At 69.5% G+C, this 16574-nt stretch carries 18 protein-coding genes and 1 tRNA gene; 6 read left to right on the top strand and 13 right to left on the bottom strand.

What is annotated here, in order from left to right; genetic code table 11:
* Positions 1 to 64 precede the first annotated feature (64 nt).
* From AC59HU_RS11530 to AC59HU_RS11510, 5 genes are all read right to left on the bottom strand, one after another.
* The gene (locus AC59HU_RS11530; protein WP_497223545.1) at positions 65 to 1087 is read right to left on the bottom strand and encodes a DUF3048 domain-containing protein; all 1023 of its coding nucleotides are present in this window, start codon (positions 1085 to 1087) and stop codon (positions 65 to 67) included.
* 190 nt (positions 1088 to 1277) lie between these two features.
* Complete coding sequence (locus tag AC59HU_RS11525) at positions 1278 to 1481, bottom strand: cold-shock protein (protein ID WP_171703748.1); 204 nt, start codon at positions 1479 to 1481, stop codon at positions 1278 to 1280.
* Positions 1482 to 1661: 180 nt separating this feature from the next.
* Complete coding sequence (locus tag AC59HU_RS11520) at positions 1662 to 2270, bottom strand: LytR C-terminal domain-containing protein (RefSeq protein ID WP_497223544.1); 609 nt, start codon at positions 2268 to 2270, stop codon at positions 1662 to 1664.
* A gap of 15 nt (positions 2271 to 2285) precedes the next feature.
* Positions 2286 to 2576, bottom strand: a complete 291-nt coding sequence (locus tag AC59HU_RS11515) for a DUF3263 domain-containing protein (RefSeq protein ID WP_497223543.1) — start codon at positions 2574 to 2576, stop codon at positions 2286 to 2288.
* A gap of 61 nt (positions 2577 to 2637) precedes the next feature.
* Positions 2638 to 3105 carry a GNAT family N-acetyltransferase gene (locus tag AC59HU_RS11510; RefSeq protein ID WP_497223542.1) on the bottom strand — a complete coding sequence of 156 codons (468 nt, stop codon included), beginning with the start codon at positions 3103 to 3105 and terminating at the stop codon, positions 2638 to 2640.
* Between the two features lie 64 nt (positions 3106 to 3169).
* Between AC59HU_RS11510 and msrB the strand changes: the two genes are divergently transcribed.
* The 3 genes from msrB (at position 3170) to AC59HU_RS11495 (ending at position 5468) form a co-directional block, all read left to right on the top strand.
* A complete protein-coding gene (msrB, locus tag AC59HU_RS11505; RefSeq protein ID WP_497223541.1) occupies positions 3170 to 3574 on the top strand; it encodes a peptide-methionine (R)-S-oxide reductase MsrB in 405 nt (134 codons plus the stop codon).
* 3 nt (positions 3575 to 3577) lie between these two features.
* Positions 3578 to 4129, top strand: coding sequence for a nitroreductase family protein (locus tag AC59HU_RS11500; protein ID WP_497223540.1), 552 nt, complete (start codon positions 3578 to 3580; stop codon positions 4127 to 4129).
* A 136-nt stretch (positions 4130 to 4265) separates the two neighbouring features.
* On the top strand, positions 4266 to 5468 hold the full coding sequence (locus tag AC59HU_RS11495) for an MFS transporter (RefSeq protein WP_497223925.1): 1203 nt from the start codon (positions 4266 to 4268) through the stop codon (positions 5466 to 5468).
* Positions 5469 to 5502: 34 nt separating this feature from the next.
* Here the strand turns inward: AC59HU_RS11495 and AC59HU_RS11490 are convergent.
* Positions 5503 to 5578, bottom strand: a tRNA-Thr gene (locus AC59HU_RS11490).
* A gap of 101 nt (positions 5579 to 5679) precedes the next feature.
* Positions 5680 to 6585, bottom strand: coding sequence for a DsbA family protein (locus tag AC59HU_RS11485; RefSeq protein ID WP_497223539.1), 906 nt, complete (start codon positions 6583 to 6585; stop codon positions 5680 to 5682).
* A 258-nt stretch (positions 6586 to 6843) separates the two neighbouring features.
* Between AC59HU_RS11485 and AC59HU_RS11480 the strand changes: the two genes are divergently transcribed.
* Both AC59HU_RS11480 and AC59HU_RS11475 read left to right on the top strand, forming a co-directional pair.
* A complete protein-coding gene (locus AC59HU_RS11480; protein ID WP_497223538.1) occupies positions 6844 to 7944 on the top strand; it encodes an ABC transporter ATP-binding protein in 1101 nt (366 codons plus the stop codon).
* Between the two features lie 22 nt (positions 7945 to 7966).
* The gene (locus AC59HU_RS11475; protein WP_497223537.1) at positions 7967 to 9256 is read left to right on the top strand and encodes a DUF4032 domain-containing protein; all 1290 of its coding nucleotides are present in this window, start codon (positions 7967 to 7969) and stop codon (positions 9254 to 9256) included.
* A 192-nt stretch (positions 9257 to 9448) separates the two neighbouring features.
* Here AC59HU_RS11475 and rlmB read toward each other — a convergent pair whose 3' ends face one another.
* The 4 genes from rlmB to AC59HU_RS11455 all read right to left on the bottom strand — a co-directional run bounded on the left by rlmB (position 9449) and on the right by AC59HU_RS11455 (position 14012).
* On the bottom strand, positions 9449 to 10492 hold the full coding sequence (rlmB, locus tag AC59HU_RS11470) for a 23S rRNA (guanosine(2251)-2'-O)-methyltransferase RlmB (RefSeq protein WP_497223536.1): 1044 nt from the start codon (positions 10490 to 10492) through the stop codon (positions 9449 to 9451).
* The gene (gene cysS / locus AC59HU_RS11465) at positions 10485 to 11918 is read right to left on the bottom strand and encodes a cysteine--tRNA ligase (protein ID WP_497223534.1); all 1434 of its coding nucleotides are present in this window, start codon (positions 11916 to 11918) and stop codon (positions 10485 to 10487) included. Before cysS ends, rlmB begins: the two co-directional genes overlap by 8 nt.
* A 421-nt stretch (positions 11919 to 12339) precedes the next feature.
* Complete coding sequence (gene ispD, locus AC59HU_RS11460; protein ID WP_497223533.1) at positions 12340 to 13524, bottom strand: 2-C-methyl-D-erythritol 4-phosphate cytidylyltransferase; 1185 nt, start codon at positions 13522 to 13524, stop codon at positions 12340 to 12342.
* Between the two features lie 5 nt (positions 13525 to 13529).
* Positions 13530 to 14012, bottom strand: coding sequence for a CarD family transcriptional regulator (locus AC59HU_RS11455; RefSeq protein ID WP_066040922.1), 483 nt, complete (start codon positions 14010 to 14012; stop codon positions 13530 to 13532).
* A gap of 126 nt (positions 14013 to 14138) precedes the next feature.
* Here AC59HU_RS11455 and AC59HU_RS11450 point away from each other — a divergent pair, with 126 nt between their 5' ends.
* On the top strand, positions 14139 to 14714 hold the full coding sequence (locus tag AC59HU_RS11450) for a hypothetical protein (RefSeq protein WP_497223532.1): 576 nt from the start codon (positions 14139 to 14141) through the stop codon (positions 14712 to 14714).
* Positions 14715 to 14727: 13 nt separating this feature from the next.
* On the opposite strand, the gene AC59HU_RS11445 is transcribed toward AC59HU_RS11450, so the two are convergent.
* Entirely contained in the window at positions 14728 to 15408 is a 681-nt protein-coding gene (locus tag AC59HU_RS11445) for a winged helix-turn-helix domain-containing protein (RefSeq protein ID WP_066040926.1), read from the bottom strand.
* Complete coding sequence (locus AC59HU_RS11440; protein ID WP_497223531.1) at positions 15405 to 16562, bottom strand: sensor histidine kinase; 1158 nt, start codon at positions 16560 to 16562, stop codon at positions 15405 to 15407. Before AC59HU_RS11440 ends, AC59HU_RS11445 begins: the two co-directional genes overlap by 4 nt.
* Positions 16563 to 16574: the final 12 nt, after the last annotated feature.

Here is a 16574-nt window from a genome sequence, read left to right as displayed (position 1 = left end):
CTCAGACTTCACGAGTGCTAAGTCAATATTGGCACTCAGACTGCCCGAGTGCAAGTGAGCGGGGTCAGGCCCCGGGCACCACCGTGACGCTGCCCGACTCCGCGGGCACCAGCTCGATCCACGTATTGCCGGGCGCCAGGCGCACCGTCGCGCCGAGGTCGTCGACCAGCCGGATCGGAGCGGTCGGCGAATCCTTCGACCAGGTCGCCTGCACCGTCCGCCCACCGGTCGAGACGGTCGCCTCGCCGGTGGCGATGAGCACCGCCTGCGGCACCTCGGCGTCGTAGTTGTACACCTCGTCCACACGCATGGTCACGACGTTGACGGCCCGGATGCGGTCGCCGTTCGCGTCGAGGTCGGGCCCGCCCTCCTGGCTGCGGAGGAACGCCCCCGTGGCGGCATCCCAGTCCCACCCGGGGTACCGCTCGTCTGAGAACACGACGTCGATCGCCGAGGTGGGCGTGCCCTGCACCACGGCCGTGGAGGAGGGCACATCCCATGAGTAGGCGAACTGCTGTGCCGGGGCGGCGAGGTCGGTGTGCTGGGCGACGAGCTCGGTCGCCTTGACGACGACGTCGTGAGGGCTCGACCGCCCGTCCATCCGATAGAAGGTCGACTCGGTGTCGGCCTGGCCGTGGATCGCGCTGTAGACCGGCGCCGCCCGCATCATGTCGACGAACTGCTCCTGTCCGCCGGAGAACGCCACGATGCCGCCGAAGGAGGAGAGGATGTCCGGATCCATCGGCCGGATCGACCGCACCGGGCCGATCAGGTCGGGCACGTCGGACTGCCATATCGCGACGTACCGCGTCAGCCCGCCCTCGACCAGCTCCTCGAACACGATGTCCGTGCGCTCGAGGCCGAGCTGGGGGCGCGCCTCCTCGTGATTGTCGATCTTCGCCGCGAGCGACGGACCGCTGAGGGTGCCGGCCGGCACCAGCGTTCCCCGGAGGGGCGCGGGCACCGTGGGCGCGGGCGTCACATAGTCGGAACCGAAGGCGGCCGTCGGGGTGATCGACGCATCCGTCGGGCGGGGATCGGGCGCGCTGCACCCGGCGATGACCGCCACGACAGCGAGAAGAACCACGCCCGAGACGACCCTCGTGGCGCGTCGTCGCCGGTCGGAACTGGGCGTCGGCGCACTCGTGATCACGAGCACACCCTAGTGCCGGTGCCGCCGGCGCAGCGGCTGACGCGCCTGGGCTCCGCGCTCAGGCGAGACGCGCTGAGGCGAGAGTGATCTGCCGCCGAGCGAGACGCCCTCAGGCGAGACGCGCTCAGGCGAGTCGGACGGACTCGGCCTGCGGGCCCTTCGACCCCGTCCCGACCTCGAACACGACCTGCTGACCCTCTTCGAGGACCTTGTAGCCGGCCATGTCGATGGCCGAGTAGTGCACGAAGACGTCCTGTCCTCCGCCGTCCACGGTGATGAAGCCGTAGCCCTTTTCAGCGTTGAACCACTTCACGGTCCCGTTCGCCATGTCTTACTCCCAAGTGCTGTGTTTCTGCAGTGGTGACACAGTTGCCACGACCATTTCCAGATCCTATGCACAGCAGAACGGCGCACAACGGCCCGGACGGCGAAATCACCGGATCGTTGCCGCAAATCAACACGACGGAAACACCCGCGTAATAAAACGGCGGGCGTGACGGGCGGGGAGCTAGCCCTCCACCCCGGAGGCGGTGCCGTCGACGACACCGCTGTCACCCGCGACCGACGACCCCGGGCCGTCGTAGTCGGTGCCGAGCACCACGGTCAGGTTGGCGCCGAGGAAGGTCTGCGACTCCTCGGTCGGGACGTTGCCTAGCAGCTGCGCGAGGCCGAGCGCCGCGGCCTGGTTGGCCGGGTCGGTGTAGTAGACGGTGGTGGTCGGGAAGTCGTCCGTGCTCGCGTTGGCCATCGAGCCGACGCTCCAGCCCGCGGCGCCCGCGGCGTCTCCGACGGCGGTCGCGAGGCCCGCGATCGTGGTGCCGTTCAGCACGGTGACCGAGAGCGACCCGTCCGTGACCGGCGTGATGGTCGGGGTGGGTGTGGGGGTGTCGGTGGGCACCGCCGCGTCGGTCGAGCCGCTGAACGCATCCGTGAACTGGATGTTGTTGTTGATCACCGCGAGGTAGGTGATGCCGCCGCCCACGAGCAGCACCGTGGCGAGGGCGGCCCAGGCGAACACCATCCAACCCCGGCCGCGCGGCTTCGGACCACGATGGGCGCCCACCCGTTCGGGATGGGCTGGCAGTCGGTCGAAGCTGTCCTCAGAGAAGCGTGCCATGTGGGGGAGGTGGTCCTAGTCGTCGCGCGAGAGCAGTCGGGCCGAGCGCGCGGCGAGCCGCGCATCCCTCACCCGCTGAAGCCTCTTGATGAGCATCGGATCGTGTGCGAGAGCGGCTGGCGAGTCGATCAGCACACCGAGAAGTTGATAGTAGCGGGCCGACGAGAGGCCGAACTCCTTGCGGATGGCCTGCTCCTTGGCGCCGGCGTGCCGCCACCAGCTGCGCTCGAAGCTCAGGATGCGGACGTCGCGCTCGGCGAGAGCGGCCTGCGGGGTCGCGGTCGTGCGCTCATCGGCGACGGACATGCGGCTCCTCCGGTCTGCTCCCGCGAATATCGTCGCCATCATATTCGGGGCGACCTCCGCGTCAGCCGATAGCCGCGCCGGGTCGCCACATCGTCAGGTGCGGGATGCCCGCCTCGACGAACTCGTCGCCCACGGCCTCGAAGCCGGCACGCGCATAGAGAGGCACGATGTAGCTCTGCGCGTGCAGCAGCATCGACTCCTCGCCGAAGCGCTCGACGACGGCCGCGAGCAGCTCCTGCGCGAGCCCCCTCCCCCGCTGCGCCGGATGCACGACGACCCGCCCGACGACGCGTCGCGCGTCGCGGTACTCGGCCTCCGCATCCTGCAGCACCCGCAGGTAGGCGACGGGTGCGCCGCCCTCCTCGATCCAGTAGTGGAGGCTCGAGGGTTCGGCGTCGCGCCAGTCGAGCTCGCTGTCGTCGACCTTCTGCTCGACGTAGAAGACGTCGGTGCGCAGCTTCAGCACGGCGTAGAGCTCGCGCGTGGTCAGGTCGTCCCAGCGCTTGACGATCACGGAATGGGCAGCCACAGTCCAGAGTTTACTGGGATGATTGTCGATCGATCATCAGCCCAGCACGCAGGAGCAGCACGTCATGAGCAACTACGAGGTTTCCAAGTCCGACGACGAGTGGCGCTCGGAGCTCTCGGCCGACGAGTTCGCGGTGCTTCGCCAGGCGGCCACCGAGCGGCCGTGGACCGGTGAGCTGCTCGAGGAGGACCGCGAGGGCGTCTACTCCTGCAAGGCCTGCGGGGCCGAGCTGTTCCGCAGCACCACGAAGTTCGACTCGCACTGCGGCTGGCCGAGCTTCTACGACGCCTCCGGGTCGGATGCGGTCGAGCTGATCGAGGACCGCTCGCTCGGCATGGTGCGCACCGAGGTGCGCTGCGCGACCTGCGGCTCGCACCTCGGGCATCTCTTCGACGACGCCCCTCAGACGCCCACCGGCGACCGCTACTGCATGAACTCGGTCGCCCTCAGCTTCGACGCGGCGGAGTAGCGCGTGCCCGGCGTCAGAGAGGCGATGCTCGCCCGCCGCTCCTCGTCCAAGGTGACGGATGCGGCACCCACGACCCACGAGCTCGCCTCGGCCGTCGAGGCGGCCGGCCAGCTCGCCGACCACAGCGGTCTGCGCCCGTGGCGGGTCATCGCCATCCGCGGCGACGCCCGCGACCAGCTCGGCGACGCGCTCGGCAAGGCGGAGGGCAAGAAGGGCAAGGATGCGGAGAAGTACCGCAGCAAAGCCCGTCGCGCCCCGCTCGTGCTCGCCGTCGTCGCCTCCCTGCGCCCCAAGCACAAGGTGCCCGGCTGGGAGCAGGAGGCCGTCGCCGCCGGGGTGGCGCACAACCTCAGCCTCATCCTTGACGACCAGGGCTGGGGCGTGTTCTGGCGCACCGGCGAGGCCACTCGTTCCAAGGCCGTGCGCTCGGCGCTGGGGCTCGGCAAGCACGAGGAGCTCATGGGCTGGCTCTACGTCGGCGGGCTGCCCGAGCGGGGCCGGAAGCCTCGGCCGAAGGAGCGCATCTCGGTCAAGGAGCATCTGAGCTTCCTCTGATCCGGCCTGGGCGCGCGCGGGGCGTAGGCTTGCTGACGTGACCAAACTGGATCTCACTCCAGTCAACGACGACTCACCCTCCTCCCCGCCCCGCCCTCCGCAGGACAGCGCTGCCGGGTCTCCCGGCGAACCCGCGGTGAGCACGCTCCGGCGGTGGCTCGCCATCCTGGCGCTCGCGCTCGGTGGCTTCGGCATCGGCGTGACCGAGTTCGTCACGATGGGCCTGCTGCCCGACATCGCGCGCGACCTGCTGCCGGCCCAGTTCACGGCCGACGCGGCCGACGCCACCGCATCCACGGGGCTGCTCGTCTCGGCGTACGCGCTCGGCGTCGTGGTGGGGGCGCCGACGATCGCGGCCCTGGCGGCCCGGTGGCCGCGGAAGCGCCTGCTGATCGCGCTGGTCACCGTCTTCGTGATCGGCAACCTCGCGACGGCGATCCTGCCCTCGTTCGGGCTGGTGCTGGAGGCCCGGTTCGTCAGCGCGCTCCCCCACGGCGCCTACTTCGGCATCGCCTCCCTCGTCGCGGCCTCGCTGATGGGGCCGGACAAGCGGGCGCGCGGGGTGGCCTTCGTGCTCGGCGGGCTGACCATCGCGAACATCGTCGGGGTGCCCTTCGGCACCTTCCTCGGCCAGAGCTTCGGCTGGCGGAGCGCCTACTTCCTGGTCGCGGGGATCTTCGTGGTCACCCTGATCGCCATCATCGCGACCGTGCCGTTCCAGCCGGGCGACCCGCGCGCGACGCTGAAGAACGAGCTGAGCGCCTTCACCCGGCTGCAGGTCTGGTTGACGCTGCTGCTCGGATCGATCGGCTTCGGCGGCGTCTTCGCGGTCTACACCTACGTGGCGCCCGTCGTCACCGACGTCGCGCACCTGCCGGCGAGCACGGTGCCGTTCGTGCTGGTGATGTTCGGGGTCGGGATGACGATCGGCAACTTCACCGCCGGCTGGCTCGCCGACCGCTCGGTCAAGCTCACGCTGGCGATCGGGGTGGTCGGCATCACGCTCGCGGTGCTCTCGTTCGGCCTGTTCGCGCACACGGCGCCGGGACTGTTCCTCGGCATCCTGTTCGTCGGCCTGTTCGCGGGCACCTGCGGGCCGGCCGTGCAGACCCGGTTGATGGACGTCTCGCACAACGCCCAGTCGATCGCCGCCGCGCTCAACCACTCAGCGCTGAACCTCGGCAACTCGCTCGGCGCCTTCCTCGGCGGCGTGACCATCGCGGCGGGCCTGGGCTACATCTCCCCCGCGTTCGTGGGAGTGCTGCTCGGTCTCCTGGGCCTCGTCGTGCTGCTGAGCTCGTTCGCGGTCGACCGCCGTCGCGCCCGCGCCGCCCGCTAGCGCGTCGAGGTCAGGCCCAGGTCGATGGGCAACGTGGGGCCGGCCACGGGACTCGAACCCGTAACCCCCGCTTTACAAGAGCGGTGCGCTACCAATTGCGCCAGGCCGGCTGGGATGGAACAGCTTCATTGTAGCCAGAGCGCGAAGAGCCCCTCGCCCGGATCACTCCGGAGCGAGGGGCTCTCGACGGTCTGAGGCGTTACCGCCCCGCTCAGCCCGCGGCGGGCGAGGGCGTCGGGGTGGCGGTCGAGAGGGCCTCGTTCGAGACCTGCACGACGAAGGCCGAGAAGGCGGCCGGGTCGGTCAGCGAGCCGGAGTACTTCTGGCCGTTGACGAGCACCGTCGGCGTGCCCTGGATCGACACGTCGCTGTTGGGCAGGTTGCCCGAGAGCGCGCGGGACGTGGAATCCGAGACCCAGCCCTTGAACTGGGTGTCGTCGATGCAGGAGTTGACCTGGTCGGTCGAGGTCACGCCCGCCTGGGAGGCCAGGTCTTTCAGCTTCGCGTCATCCAGCCCTTCGGTGTTCTCGGCGGGCTGGTTGGAGAACAGCAGGCTGTTGTACTGCCAGAACTGGTCGGGTGCGTAGTTGGCGACGCACGCGGCGGCGTTCGCGGCGCGGGTGGAGTACTTCGTGCCGAGCGACGAGCGGTCGAGGATCGACAGCGGGTGGATCTCGATTGTCGCCGCGCCGGACTGCACCCAGTCGGCGATCTGAGAGTTGTTGGTCGCCTCGAACTGGCCGCAGTAGGGGCACATGTAGTCGACGTAGGTGCGGATGTCGACGGTGCCGGAGGCCGGGTCGTTCGCGGTGGCGATCGGGTCCTCCCCCGCGGCGAGCGCCGGGGTCGTCGCGGCGACGAAGCCGGTGCCGATCTGGATGCCGTCGCTGGCCATGTTGAGCGGGCCGGGGCCGGCGGGCTTCAGCGTGGAGGTGATCACGAGCGTGACGCCGACGATGATCGCGACGACCACGACGCTCAGCGACGAGATCAGGATGACGCGGTTGCGGACATCCTTCTTCCGCTGCTCCTCACGCAGCTGCTTCGCCTTCTCCCGCGCGGCCTCGCGGCGCTGATTCTTCGACTGTCGGGAATCTCCGGGTCCGCTGATGGTCATGCGTGTCAGTGCTCCGTGATGGGGATGTGGGGGCGTACAGGGGGGTGCCGGTGTACGGATGCGGGGGCCGAGGGGTGCCCGAGCGACTCGTCAAGAATACTAGGAAGGCAGTCTGGGAGCTTGCCACGGGCCAGCTGGACGGGAGGGCTGTCAGGCGGGCGTGACATAATCGACATGGGTCTCCGACGACGCAGGCCCGGTTCCATCCATCACAACGGATCGTCCGGCACGTACCTGCCGGTGAAGGAGTAATGAATCATGGCATCTGTCACCTATGACAAAGCCACCCGGATCTACCCGGGTTCCACGCGCGCCTCGGTCGACAAGCTCGACCTCGAGATCGCCGACGGCGAGTTCCTCGTGCTCGTCGGCCCCTCCGGCTGCGGCAAGTCGACCTCGCTCCGGATGCTCGCCGGCCTCGAAGAGGTCAACGAGGGCCGCATCCTGATCGGCGACCGCGATGTCACCGACATCCCGCCGAAGGATCGCGACATCGCGATGGTCTTCCAGAACTACGCGCTCTACCCCCACATGACCGTGGCCGAGAACATGGGCTTCGCGCTCAAGATCGCCGGTGTCGGCAAAGACGAGCGCGCCACCCGCGTGCTCGAGGCCGCCAAGCTGCTCGACCTCGAGCCCTACCTCAGCCGCAAGCCGAAGGCCCTCTCCGGTGGTCAGCGTCAGCGCGTCGCCATGGGCCGCGCGATCGTGCGTCAGCCCCAGGTGTTCCTGATGGACGAGCCGCTGTCGAACCTCGACGCCAAGCTCCGCGTGCAGACCCGTACGCAGATCGCGTCGCTGCAGCGCCGCCTGGGCGTCACCACCGTCTACGTCACGCACGACCAGACCGAGGCGCTCACCATGGGCGACCGCATCGCCGTGCTGAAGGACGGCGTGCTCCAGCAGGTCGGCACCCCGCGCGACCTGTACGAGAAGCCCAGCAACGTCTTCGTGGCCGGCTTCATCGGCTCGCCCGCGATGAACCTGTTCCACGCCGACCTGACCGACGCCGGTGTGCGCTTCGGCACCTCGGTGGTCCCGGTCGACCGCGAGACGCTCGCCAGCTCGTCCGGCACCAGCGCCACGATCGGCGTGCGCCCGGAGGACATCGTGCTCTCCTCGACGCCCGGCGAGGGCCTGGAGGTCGTCGTCGACCTGATCGAGGAGCTCGGCGCCGACGGCTACCTCTACGGCCACTCGGAGATCGACGGTAAGCGCACCGACATCGTCACGCGCGTCGACGGCCGCTCGCACCCCTTCGTGGGCGACAAGGTGTACCTCACGGCCGCTCCCGGCCACGTGCACCTGTTCGACCTCGAGTCGGGCGAGCGCCTCGGCAACAAGGCCGTCGTCAGCTGACCCGGAGATCCAACACCGCGCCGTGACGAGCTCACTCAACATCACCTCGGCCACCGCCGATCCGGGACTCCTCGATCTTCCGTGGAACCTCCCGCTCGACGACTGGCCTGACGAGTACATCGCGGCGCTGCCGAAGGGCATCTCCCGGCACCTCGTGCGGTTCGCGCACCTCTCGGGTCACGTCATCGCCATCAAGGAGACGACGGACGAGATGGCCAAGCGCGAGTACGAGATGCTCCGCACCCTGCAGCGGCTCGACGTCCCGTGCGTCGAGCCGCTCGCGGTGATCACCAACCGCACCGACGTCGACGGCGAGCCGCTGCGCTCGGCGCTGGTGACCCGGCACCTGAAGTTCTCGCTGCCCTACCGGGCGCTGTTCTCGCAGATGCTGCGGCCCGACACGGCGACCCGGCTGGTCGACGCACTGGCCGTGCTGCTGGTGCGGCTGCACGTGATCGGCTTCTTCTGGGGTGACGTGTCGCTGTCGAACACGCTGTTCCGGCGGGATGCGGGTGCCTTCGCGGCCTATCTCGTCGACGCCGAGACCGGCCAGCTCTACGAGGGCCTCTCGAACGGCCAGCGCGAGAACGACCTCGAGATCGCCCGCGTCAACATCGCCGGCGAGCTGATGGACCTCGAGGCCGGCGGCCGGGTCGACGAGGAGCTCGACCCCATCACGGTCTCCAACGGCATCGTCGCGGCCTACCGCTCGCTCTGGAAGGAGTTGACCGGCTCCGAGTCGTTCAGCTCGTCCGAGCGCTGGCGCATCAACGAGCGCGTGGGCCGGCTCAACGACCTGGGCTTCGACATCGAAGAGCTCGCGATCAAGACCACCGAGGGCGGCACGACCGTGCGCATCCAGCCCAAGGTGGTGGATGCGGGGCACCACCAGAGACGGCTGCTGCGACTCACCGGGCTCGACGCCCAGGAGAACCAGGCCCGCCGCCTCCTCAACGACCTCGACTCCTACGCCGCCCGCTACGGCAAGAAGGACTACGACGAGGAGATGATCGCGCACGAGTGGCTCGCAAAGGTCTTCGAGCCGGTCATCCGCGCCATCCCTCGCGACCTGCGCGGCAAGCTCGAGCCGGCCGAGGTGTTCCACCAGCTGCTCGAGCACCGCTGGTTCATGAGCCAGAACCAGTCCCGCGACGTGCCTCTTGCCGAGGCCGTGTCGAGCTACGTCGACACGGTCCTCCGGCACCGGCGCGACGAGGCGACCGTGATCGACCCGCCGACGGGGGCGATGACGCTCGCCATCGAGACGCAGGAGCCGGACGCGGAGGCGGAGGACTGGCGGCTGACGGTGTGAGGGGCGGGGCGTCGTCCCTACGGAGCGGCGCTCTGGCTACCGACCGACGGGGGCGTCGCGGAGATCTACCGACGGAGCGTAGCTCCGTCGGCACTGGCGTCTTGGCACTGACCGACGGAGCGTAGCTCCGTCGGCACTGGCGTCGCGGCGACGGTCCACTGGACCGTCGCTTATAGCTCCAGCGTGCGTCTCCTATAGCTCCAGCGTGCGCTGGCGCGCGATCTCGTAGAGGGTGACGCTCGCCGCGATGCCCGCGTTGAGCGACTCGGTGCCCGCCGAGATCGGGATCGACACGATCGCGTCGCAGGTCTCGGTCACGAGCCGCGAGAGGCCCTTGCCCTCGTTGCCGACCACGATCACGATCGGGCCTGAGGCCAGGTCGAGCTCCGGCAGCGAGACGTCGCCGCCGCCGTCGAGGCCCACCACGAACACCCCGGCGGCCTTGAAGGCCTTGAGGGTCTGCGTGAGGTTCGACGCCATCGCGACGGGCGTCCGGGCGGCGGCGCCGGCCGAGGTCTTCCACGCCGACGCCGTGACGCCGACCGAACGGCGCTGCGGCACGATGACGCCCTGGCCGCCGAACGCGGCGGTCGAGCGGATGATCGCACCCAGGTTGCGCGGATCGGTGATGCCGTCGAGGGCGACGAACAGCGGAGTCTTGCCCCGGCGCAGCACGTCGTCGAGCAGGGTCTCGGGGTGCGCGTACTCGTACGGCGGCACCTTGAGGGCGAGGCCCTGGTGCACCGAGTCGTGACCGGAGAGCCGGTCGAGCTCGGGCCGCATGACCTCCATCACGGGGATGCCGCGCTTGTTCGCCAGCGACAGGGCCTCCTTGACGCGCTCGTCGACCTCGACGCGGAACGCCACGTACAGCGCCGTCGCCGGGATGTGCGCACGCAGCGCCTCGACGACCGAGTTGCGGCCGGTCACCATCTCGCTGTCATCGGCCTTCTTGACCCGGCGTGCGGGGGCGGGTCGGCCCTGCTGGCCCGCATCCTGACCACGCTCGCTGTTGGAGCGGGCGCCCGGACGACCCTTGCCACCGGCCGCCGCGAAGCGCTCGCGCGCCGCCTTGGCCTTCCCGGCGGGGTGGTACGGCCTGTCCTCGGCCTTGGGGGTGGGCTTCTTGCCCTCGAGGGCCTGGCGGCCCTGACCGCCGGAACCGACGGCCTTGCTCCCCTTGGTTCCCCTGCGAACGGCGCCGGCCCGCGAGGGGCGGCCTGTTGATTTAGCCATCGAGACTCCAGTGCGCGCCGGTGGGCGTGTCTTCAATCGAGATTCCGGCCTGTCCGAGTTCGTCCCGGATGCGGTCCGCGGTAGCGAAGTCGCGGCCCTTGCGTGCCGTCTCCCGGTCGGAGACGAGGCGTTCGACCAGCGTACCGAGTGCGCGCTCGGCTCCGCTGTCGTGACCGGTGGCCCATTCGGGCGAGAGCGGGTTGATGCCGAGCACGTCGGTCATCGCGAACACCTGGCCGAGGAGCGCGGCGGCCTCGACGAGATCTTCGTCGTCGAGCGCGGCGTTGCCCCGGCGGACCGACTCGTGGATGACGGCGATCGCCTGCGGAACGGCGAGATCGTCGTCCATCGCCTCGCGGAACTCCTCGGGCACCACCAGTTCTTCGGTGCCCGCGAACCGGGTGCCGGCCAGGCGCCGGGTGGCGCGCTCGAGGAAGCCCTCGATACGGGAGACCGCGGCATCCGCCTCCTCCAGCGCGCCCTCGTGGTACTCGAGGGTGGAGCGGTAGTGGTTGGCGCCGAGGTAGTAGCGCAGCACGACCGGGCGCGCGGAGGCGATCAGCTCGGAGGCGAAGACCGAGTTGCCGAGCGACTTCGACATCTTCTGGCTGCCGATCGAGACCAGGCCGTTGTGCAGCCAGTAGTTGGCGAAGGCGTCACCGGCGGCGCGCGACTGCGCCAGCTCGTTCTCGTGGTGCGGGAAGCGCAGGTCGAGCCCGCCGCCGTGGATGTCGAACTGGGTGCCGAGGTACTTCGTCGACATCGCGGAGCACTCGATGTGCCAGCCCGGGCGGCCGCGACCCCAGGGGCTGACCCAGGCGGCGGTCTCGGGCTCACCCGGCTTGTGGCCCTTCCAGAGCGCGAAGTCGCGCACGTCGCGCTTGCCGCGCGAGTCGGAGTCGGTGGCAGGCGCCATGTCGTCGAGCTTCTGATGGGTGAGCTCGCCGTAGTCGGCCCAGCTCGCGGTGTCGAAGTAGACGTCGCCGGTGCCGTCGTCGGTGGCGTAGGCGTGGCCGGCATCGATCAGGCGCTGGATGATCGCCTGCATCTCGGGGATGCTGGCGGTCGCGCGGGGTTCGTAGGTCGGGGGCAGCACGCCGATCGCGGTGTAGGCGGCCGTGAACTCGAGCTCGACCCGGTAGGCCAGCGCCCACCATTGCTCGGGGCTGCCGGCCGCGGCGCTCTCGGCGGCGTTGATCAGGATCTTGTCGTCGATGTCGGTGACGTTGCGCACGAAGGTTACGGCGTACCCGTTGAACGAGAACCAGCGGCGCAGCTGGTCGTAGACCAGGGCCGAGCGGAGGTGGCCGATGTGCGGCGAGGACTGCACCGTGGGCCCGCACACGTAGATCCTGACCTGTCCCGGAACGAGGGGCGTGAAGTCGACGAGGGCGCCGAGCTTCGAGTCGTGGAGTTTGAGTGTCACTCAGACAGTTTATTGCCGCGCCGCCGCCTCTGCGGCGCGGGCCACATGTTCGCGTGCCGTCGGAGAGCGCGGCCTACGGTCGTGCTCTCCGGCGACGCGCTCACCTTGTGTCATCGAGTACGGCCCGCGGCTTTCATCCCCGTCCCAAATCTTCGGGCGGGTTGGAAAGCTGCGGGCCTTTTTCGTTTACCCAGGGTGAGTGCGCGGCCGCGATAGCGACCGCACGCGAACATGTCGCGTCGCGCCGGGCAGGGACCGGCGCGACCCGGGATGGGCGCGCGCAGCACGCCCATCCCGGCAGCTAACACAGCGGGACACTTGCAGCCCACACCTTCCGGGACGGAAAGGCCGTTAGCTGGCCCTCACCTTCCGGAACGGAAAAGCCGTCAGCTGGCCTCCACCTGCCGGGACGGGACGCCGGTCAGTAGACCAGCGCTGTGGCTATCGCCGTCAGGCCCTCGCCACGGCCGGGGAAGCCCAGGCCGTCGGTCGTCGTGGCCGAGACGGAGACGGGGGCGGCGAGAAGGGAGGTGAGGAGGGCGTCGGCCTCGGGCTTGCGGGGGGCGAAGCGGGGGCGGTTGCCGATGAGCTGCACGGAGACGTTGCCGATCGTGAAGCCGGCCTCCTCGAGCAACGAGCGGGTGCGGCGGAGGAAGACCTCGCCGTGCGCCCCGGCGAGCGTCGGGTCGGAGGTGCCGAAGCGGCTGCCGAGGTCGCCGAGGCCGGCGGCACCCAGCAGGGCGTCGCAGATCGCGTGGGCGACCACGTCGCCGTCGCTGTGCCCGGCGAGCCCGGCCTCGCCGGGCCAGTGCAGACCGGCCAGCCAGAGCTCGGCGGCGGGGTCGAAGGCGTGCGCGTCGACGCCGAGGCCGGTGCGGGGAAGTGCGGGCATCCGAGTCCTCCGGAGAAGGTCGTCGGCGCGCTCAAGGTCGGCGGCCGTGGTGATCTTGAACGAGAGCGCGTCGCCCGGCACGACGGTCACCGGATGCCCGGCGTCGCGGACCAGCCCGGCGTCGTCGGTGGCGTCGGCGGCCGCTCGCGCGTACGCATCCTCGAGCAGCGCCCGCGGGAACCCCTGCGGCGTCTGCACGGCCGTCAGTCGCGAGCGGTCGACGGTCTCGAGGACGAGGCCCGCCGCATCCACCCCCTTGACCGTGTCGGTGACCGGCAGCCCGGGGATCACTCCCCCGCCGCTCTGCCGCACCGCGGCGACCACCCGCTCGAAGACCGAGGTCGGCGTGAAGGCCCGGGCCGCGTCGTGCACGAGCACCACCTCGACGCCGTCGGGCACCGCGGCGAGGCCGGCGGCGACCGATTGCTGACGGGTCGAACCGCCGGCGACCACGACGGTCCCGTCGGGCTCCCGCACCTCACCCGGGTGGGAGGCCGTCTCCTGCTGCAGCTCTGCGGGCACGACGACCACGATTGCGGGCTGCTCGCCCATGCCCCGGATGCCGTCGAGCGAGCGGGAGAGGATGCTCCGCCCGCCCACCTCGACGAAGGCCTTGGGCCGACCGAGACCGAGCCGGGTTCCCGACCCCGCCGCGACGACGATGACTGCGACGGTCGGCGTCGGTGAAGAGACCCCGGAGGGCTCGGTGTTCACTCGGCTCAGGAAGCAAGAACCTCGTCGAGCACCAGCGAGGCCTTCTCCTCGTCGGTCTTCTCGGCGAGAGCGAGCTCGGAGATGAGGATCTGACGCGCCTTCGCGAGCATCCGCTTCTCTCCGGCCGAGAGGCCGCGATCCTGATCCCGACGCCACAGGTCTCGCACGACCTCGCTGACTTTAATGACGTCGCCGGAGGCGAGCTTCTCGAGGTTGGCCTTGTAGCGGCGCGACCAGTTGGTCGGCTCTTCGGTGAACGGCGCGCGCAGCACCTCGAACACCTTGTCGAGGCCCTCACGGCCGATGACGTCGCGGACGCCGACGAGGTCGACGTTGTCTGCGGGGACCTCGATGGTCAGGTCGCCCTGGGTGACACGGAGTTTGAGGTAGATCTTCTCTTCGCCCTTGATGACCCGGGTCTTCACCTCGGAGATCGTGGCGGCTCCGTGGTGGGGGTAAACGACAGTTTCGCCAACCTCAAAAAGCATGAATGGATGTCCTTCCGTGACTACCAGGATACCACAGCGGGCATGTGGTAAGGGTTGCCTAACCACCTCGCCGAGCGCGGCTCGTTGTAGGCTGGGGCCAAAGCGTTTACGACTCTGGAGGGTCTTGTGAGAGCTCGGTTCGCGGCATCCGTTCTGGTGGTTGCCCTCGTCTCCTTCGGCACCGCCGGGTGCGCGTTCATCACCCCTCAGGCGACCAAGGAGATCGTGGAGACCTCCGACGGCGTCAACGCGACCGTCGGCTCGGTCGCGATCCGCAACGCCACGTTGATCAGCGAGGACGGCGAGCTCGCCAGCATGCTGGTCTCCTTCGTCAACAGCGGCGACTCCGCCGTGCAGGTCGGCGTGCAGTACGAAGACACCGTCTCCGGCGACCGCGTCACCGAGAAGGTCCTCGTCGCGGGCGGCGGCACCATCACGAGCTTCGGCGGGGCCGACGGCGAGCAGATCGTGCTCCACAACGTCTCGGCCCCGGGCAGCCTGTTCCCGGTCTACTTCCAGTACGGCGGCGAAGAGGGCAAGCAGGTCATGGTGCCGGTGCTCAACACCTCGCTGCCCGAGTATGACGGTCTCGCCCCGACCCCGACGCCGACCCCCTCGGTCACCATCGCGCCGGTCACCCCGACGCCGGTCAGCACCCCCACGGTCACCGCCGAGCCGACCGCTCCCGCGACCCAGGGCTGACCGGCCCCCGGCCTTACCCCTCGAACCGGTACCCGAGCCCCCGCACGGTCACCAGCAGCGTCGGCTCCGACGGCGTCTTCTCGATCTTCGAGCGGATCCGCTTGATGTGCACGTCGAGCGTCTTGGTGTCGCCGAAGTAGTCCGAGCCCCAGACCCGGTCGATCAGCTGCCCGCGGGTCAGCACGCGCCCCGCGTTCCGCAACAGCAGCTCCAGCAGCTCGAATTCCTTCAGCGGCATGGACACCTCGGTGCCGTCCACCGACACCGTGTGGCGCTCGACGTCCATCGAGACCGGGCCCGCCTTCAGCAGCGGCTCGGCCGCATCCAGCACCTCGAGCTGACGACGCATCACGGCCCGGATGCGCGCGAGTAGCTCGCGCGTCGAGTACGGCTTCGTGACGTAGTCGTCGGCGCCCAGCTCGAGCCCCACGACGATGTCGATCTCGGAGTCCTTCGCGGTGAGCATGATGATCGGCACCGACGACCGGGTGCGGATCTCGCGGCAGACCTCGGTGCCCGGGATGCCCGGGATCATCAGGTCGAGCAGGATGATGTCGACCCCGCCCCGGTCGAACTCGCTGATGGCGCTCGGCCCGTCGGGCGCGACGGTGACGCCGTAGCCCTCGCGGCGCAGCAGGTAGCTCAACGGCTCGCTGAGCGCGGCCTCGTCCTCGACCAGCAGGATGTGGGTCATCGTCTCTCTCCTTGCGAGGCGGCCTTGGGCGCCTGTGACGCCTCGGGCAGCCGGATGGTGAATGTGGAGCCCTGCCCGATCTGGGACCAGGCACGGATGTCTCCGCCGTGGTTCTGCACGACGTGCTTCACGATGCTCAACCCGAGGCCGGTGCCCCCGGTGTTGCGCGACCGCGCCTGATCGACGCGGAAGAACCGCTCGAACACGCGCGGGAGGTCCTCCTCGGGGATGCCGATGCCCTGGTCGGTGACCACGAGCTCGACGACGCCCTCGTCGTGATGCACCCCGATCCCGATCCGGGAGCCGTCCGGCGAGTACTGGATCGCGTTGGCCACGAGGTTGTTGACCGCGAGCGTCAGCAGGGTCTCGTCGCCGGAGACCGACACGCGCTTCTGGCCGCCGACCGCGAGGGTCATGCCGTGCGCATCCGCGACGACGCGGTTCTGGTCGACGGCCGACGAGACCACGGTGTCGATGTCGACCTGCTTCGCGGTGGCCAGGATGTCGGTGGCCTGCAGCCGGGAGAGCTCGATGATCTCGCGGGTGATCTGGGCCAGCCGCGTCGCCTCCTGCCCCATCCGCTTCGCGAAGCGCCGCACCTGGTCCGGGTCGTCGGAGGCCGGCTCGAGCGCTTCGGCGAGCAGCGCGATCGCGCCGATCGGGGTCTTCAGCTCGTGCGAGATGTTCGCGATGAAGTCGCGGCGCACCTCTTCGAGCCGGTACGCGTCGGTGCGGTCCTCGGCGAGCACGAGCACGTAGCGGCTGCCCAGCCGGGCGACCTGCACGTCGAGATGGATGCTGGCCTCACCGAACGGGCCGCGCGCGAGCGTGACCTCCTGGTTCTCCGACTCCCCCGTCGACCGCACGAGGGCGACGATCTCGGCGACCTCCGCGTGCACCAGGAGCCCGTTGGCGACCAGACCGTAGGTGTAGGCCATCTCGGACGCCTTGACGACGTTGTTCGACGGATCCAGCACGAGCCCCGCGAAGTCGAGGGCGTCGATCACCTGGTCGACTCCGTCGGGAACAGCGTTGGATGCGACGGTGACCGCATTGTTTCCCCGGCGTTCAGCCACATGGAGCAGGATGACGAATCCGGCCCCGACGACGAGGCCGAGTACCACGGAGAACAGCACCAACCAGCCTGTTTCCATAGCAACTACACT

Source organism: Herbiconiux sp. 320_LB (assembly GCF_059691755.1).
This window is presented reverse-complemented; position numbering and strand designations above follow the sequence as displayed.

Bases quoted from the DNA above. Each gene is read 5' to 3' on its own strand.
- AC59HU_RS11525 (WP_171703748.1), bottom strand. From the start codon at position 1,481: ATGGCGAACGGGACCGTGAAGTGGTTCAACGCTGAAAAGGGCTACGGC.
- msrB (WP_497223541.1), top strand. From the start codon at position 3,170: ATGAGCAACTACGAGGTTTCCAAGTCCGACGACGAGTGGCGCTCGGAG.
- AC59HU_RS11455 (WP_066040922.1), bottom strand. From the start codon at position 14,012: ATGCTTTTTGAGGTTGGCGAAACTGTCGTTTACCCCCACCACGGAGCC.
- AC59HU_RS11440 (WP_497223531.1), bottom strand. From the start codon at position 16,562: ATGGAAACAGGCTGGTTGGTGCTGTTCTCCGTGGTACTCGGCCTCGTC.
- AC59HU_RS11520 (WP_497223544.1), bottom strand. From the start codon at position 2,270: ATGGCACGCTTCTCTGAGGACAGCTTCGACCGACTGCCAGCCCATCCC.
- AC59HU_RS11480 (WP_497223538.1), top strand. From the start codon at position 6,844: ATGGCATCTGTCACCTATGACAAAGCCACCCGGATCTACCCGGGTTCC.
- AC59HU_RS11485 (WP_497223539.1), bottom strand. From the start codon at position 6,585: ATGACCATCAGCGGACCCGGAGATTCCCGACAGTCGAAGAATCAGCGC.
- rlmB (WP_497223536.1), bottom strand. From the start codon at position 10,492: ATGGCTAAATCAACAGGCCGCCCCTCGCGGGCCGGCGCCGTTCGCAGG.
- AC59HU_RS11445 (WP_066040926.1), bottom strand. From the start codon at position 15,408: ATGACCCACATCCTGCTGGTCGAGGACGAGGCCGCGCTCAGCGAGCCG.
- AC59HU_RS11515 (WP_497223543.1), bottom strand. From the start codon at position 2,576: ATGTCCGTCGCCGATGAGCGCACGACCGCGACCCCGCAGGCCGCTCTC.